Annotated in this window: 3 protein-coding genes; all 3 read left to right on the top strand. The window is 40.8% G+C overall.

Annotated elements, in window-relative coordinates; all coding sequences use genetic code 11:
* A partial coding sequence (locus VNZ46_RS23230) for a dipeptide epimerase (RefSeq protein WP_325563082.1) occupies nucleotides 1–793 on the top strand: 793 nt, incomplete at its 5' end.
* A gap of 41 nt (nucleotides 794–834) precedes the next feature.
* Nucleotides 835–4,029 carry a SusC/RagA family TonB-linked outer membrane protein gene (locus VNZ46_RS23235; protein WP_325563084.1) on the top strand — a complete coding sequence of 1,065 codons (3,195 nt, stop codon included), beginning with the start codon at nucleotides 835–837 and terminating at the stop codon, nucleotides 4,027–4,029.
* Nucleotides 4,030–4,038: 9 nt separating this feature from the next.
* A partial coding sequence (locus VNZ46_RS23240; RefSeq protein WP_325563086.1) for a SusD/RagB family nutrient-binding outer membrane lipoprotein occupies nucleotides 4,039–5,308 on the top strand: 1,270 nt, incomplete at its 3' end.

The following is a 5,308-nucleotide window of genomic DNA, read 5'->3' on the forward strand; positions in this document are numbered from 1 at the left end:
TATCCTGGATTATATAGATCATCTGGAGGCTGGAAATAAAGCAGCTAAAGCGTCGGTGGATATTGCTTTGCATGATCTGGTAGGTAAAATCATGAAACAGCCCTGGTATAAAATATGGGGTTATGATCCCTCTAAAACACCGAATACTTCTTATACGATCGGGATTGACACCCCTGAAATGATTCGTAAGAAGGTGAAAGAAGCGGATCCTTACAAAATATTAAAGGTGAAATTGGGTCGGGATACCGATAAGATGATGATCGAGACCATTAGAGAAGTAACCGATAAACCTTTGTGTGTGGATATTAATCAGGGTTGGAAGGATAAGGCTTTTGCGCTGGATATGGCACACTGGCTGCATGAAAAAGGAGTCGTGTTTATTGAACAGGCCATGCCGAAAGAACAGGTGGACGATAATGCCTGGTTAACGGAACATTGCCCGGTGCCAACAATTGGTGATGAAGCGGTGCAAAGGCTGGAAGATGTGGTGAAGGCCCATAAAGTATACAGCGGAATCAATATTAAGCTGATGAAGTGTACCGGGATGCGGGAAGCCCACAAGATGCTGGAACTTGGGCGTGCCCTGGGTATGAAGATTATGATTGGTTGTATGACGGAAACTTCCTGCGCCATTTCTGCTGCTTCGCAACTGGCACCGATGGTAGATTGGGCAGATCTTGATGGCGCTCTGCTGATCAGCAATGATGTCTATAAAGGAATGGAAGTGGTAAATGGTAAAGTGAGGCTGAATGATCTTCCAGGTCTAGGACTGAAAAAAATACGAAGCTATTAGAACATAACAATCCACAAAATACCTAACCTAACCTAAACAAGATGAAGAAAACCATTACTTTACTCATTTTACTATGTTGCTGTACGCTCCGTTTATGGGCCCAGGAGAAAGAAATCAGCGGTAAAATTACCGCATCCGACGATGGGCAGCCAATTCCCGGAGTGAGTGTGACCGTTAAGGGAACCAGCAGAGGAACAGCTACGGACGTCAATGGGAATTTTTCCATCCGTGCCGGAGCAACAGAAACGTTGTTGTTTCGCTCCATCGGTTTTTTGCCTAAAGAAGTACTGGTGGGCAGCCAGTTGAAAATCAGTGTGGCTTTGGCTTCAGACAATCAAAATTTGTCGGAAGTGGTGGTCACGGCGCTGGGAATCAAACGGAGTGATAAATCGCTTGGTTATTCTGTGCAGCAAGTGAAAGGCGATGACCTCACACTAACCAAACAACAAAACGTAATTGGCGCGCTTGCCGGAAAAGTAGCAGGGGTACAAGTGGTCGGTTCTTCGGGAGCAAGTATGGGTGGAACCCAGAAAATTAAAATCAGAGGTGCCAACTCGCTGACAGGAAAAGATCAACCCTTAATGGTGGTAGATGGAACGCCCGTCTCTAATCAGAATTTTTCCAATAGTACCTCAAATGGTGCTGACTATGGAAATCTTGCCCAGGATATTAACCCTGAAGATATAGAGTCTGTAAGTGTTCTGAAAGGTCCGGCAGCATCTGCATTATATGGCTTGCGTGGTCAGTATGGTGTGATTCTGATTACAACGAAAAAAGGAAAAAAAGGTGCTAAACAAATCGATATCCAATTGAACTCTGCCTTTTCAATTGAAAAAACCGGAAATTTTATGCCACTACAGAACATCTATGGTGTTGGTAACAGCCAGAGTTTTCTTACTCTAGCTAATGGACAAAAATACCTGGACGGTAACGACGAAAGCTGGGGGCCAAAAATGGATGGTACACCAGTGCGGATGTATTATAGTTTTTACCCGCAGGATGCCCGTTATGGACAACTGACACCCTTTGTTCCTCATCCTGATAACATCAAAGATCTTTATGAAACGGGATACAATTTAAATAATAACCTTTCAGTAGCTGGAGGAAATGAAAACTCTGCCATAAGGTTTAGTTACAACAATGGCTATGTAAATGGAGTTTTGCCGAATACCTGGTTAAAGAAAAATAACCTGAGTGTTAACGGTTCTTTAGACATTACCAAAAAGCTCACCATTGGCGCAAATCTAAATTATGCAAATAATAGTGCTCAAAGGCCAACTGAAGGATATCAGGGCTCTGGAACTGGCTCTGTTCAGTGGTTTCAAAGAAATATTGATATCAATGAACTTCGGAACTATAAATATCCGGATGGAACTATCCTGAACTGGAATGTAAACCCAAATAAAACAACAGGTACTATAACCAATGCAAACAATAAGCCAAGTGATTGGAATAATCCCTTCTTTGATTTGTATGAAAATCTGAATAAGGATAACAGGGATCGTTTTTTTGGAGATGTAAATGCAAGTTTTCAGGTGCTTCCTGAATTGAAGCTAAGTGGATTTATTCGTTCTGACAGGTTTACCCAAAATCTATCACATCAGGAAGCCTTAGGTGGACGTAATGTAGATGGTTATTGGACGGGTAAGTACCAGAATACGGAAAACAATTATGAATTTTTGGGGCAATATAACAAGACCTTTGGAGAATTGTCTGTCAATGCAAATTTAGGAGCTAATATTCTAACCCAGCAATACTCCTATGTGCGTGGAGAAACACAGGGTGGGTTATCCAGTCCTGGTTTTTATAGTGTTGAGGCTTCTGTTGACAGGCCTTTGGCTACTTCTTATTTGCGCCGTAAAGAGGTAAGAAGTATGTATGCTACAACTTCTTTCGGATACAAAGATACTTATTTCCTGGAGGGTACAATTCGTAACGATAATTCGTCGGCGCTTCCTAAAGGTAAGAACTCTTATTGGTATCCATCTGTATCGGGAAGTTTTGTGTTTAGTGAACTGATAAAGTGGACACCTTTAAGTTATGGTAAAGTAAGGATGGGATATGCCATTGCCGGATCAGATTTAGCAGCCTATCAAACTTCATATTATTATGAAACCGGTGCGGTTTACAACAATGGTACCACACCTATAAATACACAGTATGTTCCTGACCAGTTAAATAATCCAGATGTTAAGCCGTCTTTTGCCCATTCTTTTGAGGCTGGGGTTGATGTACGGTTTATTAAGAATAGATTGGGTTTGGAGTTTACTTATTATAAACAGGAAAACCAGGATGAAATTATACCTTTAACTGTATCTGGTGCTACAGGATATTCGAGCTATTTGGTCAATGCTGGGAAAATTGAGAATAAAGGTATTGAAGTTACTTTAACAGGTAAACCTGTGGTGGCTAAAAGATTTAGCTGGGATGCTACTTTAAATTTCAGCCGGAACAGGAGTACGATTAAAGAACTGTATCCTGGTATAGATGTTTATCAACTGGATGCAAATGTTTATTCGAAGGTAAATATCTATCTGAATGCAAAAGTTGGTGCGCCTTTTGGAAATTTGGTAGGACAAGGCTATAAGCGTGATGCAGCAACAGGTAAGATTCTTTTGGATAAAGATAACTTGCCTATGTACGAAGCCAATCATGATTTTGGTTCTGTACTTCCTAAATTTACAGGAGGTTTTGTGAATAATTTTCATATTGGTCAGTTTGACATTAGTGCAATGATTGATTTTCAGTCTGGAGGTAAGTTTTTTAGCTGGAGTAAAATGCTGGCTGTTAAATCTGGACAGGCTGCAGAAACAGCGGCTTTAAATGACAAAGGAAATAATGTCCGGGATGCAGTAGCAAATGGTGGTGGAGTGAAGGTGAATGGGATATCTTCTGTTACAGGACAGGAAGTTACAGCTTATGTGGAGGCAAGAAACTATTACCGGAATATTCTTGGAACGCAAGTTTACGAGGAGTGGCTGATGGATGCTTCTTATGTTAAATTACGGGAAGTTAGTCTGGGTTATAACTTAGGGAAAAAGATGTTGAATAAGTTGCCTTTTAAGTCTGTTAAAGTGGCTTTAATTGCGCGGAATCCTGTGATGATCTGGCAAAAGGCACCTAAAGGACTTGATCCTTCTGACCTTTCTGCGGGTAGTGCCTCTATCAGTTGGATTGAAAAAGGTCAATTACCAACAGTTCGATCTTTTGGGGTAAATCTTAATCTCACATTTTAATTACAGGTCATGAAAAGAATAAATAAATTAACAGGGATACTTGCAATTGGGCTTTTTTTTAGCGCCTGTTCCAAATTTGATGATTCCATTAACACCAATCCAAATAAGGCAAGTGTCGCATCTGGGACTAAGCTTATTGCCAATGCTGAACTATACTTACCAGATATGAGTTCTAATGCTTATGGTAATCTTTACCCTCAGTATCTTTCCAATACAACTTATACTGAAGACGCGAGGTATGCTACCGTATACTTTAATTTTTATAGCTGGTATTATCAGCCGCTGATTAATTTGGAGACCGTGATTAATTCCAATACCTTAGATGCAAATGAGGGACCGATTGTAAACCAGCTGGCTATAGCCAAAATATTGAAGGTCTATTTTATGTGGCACATGACGGACAGGTGGGGTGACTTGCCTTACAGTGAGGCCCTGAAAGGAAAAGCGGTGGTTAATCCAGTGTACGATAAACAACAGGCTATTTATACTGCCCTATTTAAGTTGTTAGATGAGGCGAATGCAGCCTTAAATGTTTCTGCTGGTACTATTAAAAATGATATCTTGTATGGTGGTGATATCTCCAGCTGGAAAAAATTGGGGAATACCATTCATATGCTAATGGCTTTGCGGCTGTCTAAGGTTGATGTTACAATTGGTAAGGCGGAGTTTAATAAAGCGCTTGCTGCTGGCGTTATTGACGATAATAAGTTTAACTTAATATATAAACACCTTGCCGAACAAGCTAATGAAAATTATTGGTACAATTCATTTACACGGCTTGGAAGGAAATGGTATGCTGTAAGTAAAACGCTGGTAGATAGGATGAAACCTTTTGATGATCCCCGTTTGAAAGTATATGCAGATAAGAACCTGTCGGGTAATTATGCAGGACTGGAATATGGCTTAAATACATCCGTAATAGTGGATGATTATTCTTTGCTTGGTGCGGCCATCCGTCAACAAAATTCACCGGTATATCTGATTACTTATGCGCAAGCTTTGTTTGCACAGGCGGAGGCAGCGAAAATTGGATGGATTGCAGGGGGGGACGCTACTGCTCAGGTAAATTATGACCTGGCAATTGAACAATCAATTCGACAATGGAATGCAAATGATATCAGTGGTTTAGCTGCATTTAAGGCACATCCTGAAGTGGCTTATGATGCTAATAATGGTCTTGCTAAGATTGCTACGCAACGTTGGGTGCATCTTTTTATGAATGGTTATGAGGCTTGGGCAGAATGGAGGAGAACTGGTTTTCCCGCGTTAAGTCCGCCGA

Origin of the sequence: Pedobacter sp. (assembly GCF_035566355.1) — a bacterium.
GTDB lineage: Bacteria > Bacteroidota > Bacteroidia > Sphingobacteriales > Sphingobacteriaceae > Pedobacter.

Bases quoted from the DNA above. Each gene is read 5' to 3' on its own strand.
- VNZ46_RS23235 (WP_325563084.1), top strand. From the start codon at position 835: ATGAAGAAAACCATTACTTTACTCATTTTACTATGTTGCTGTACGCTC.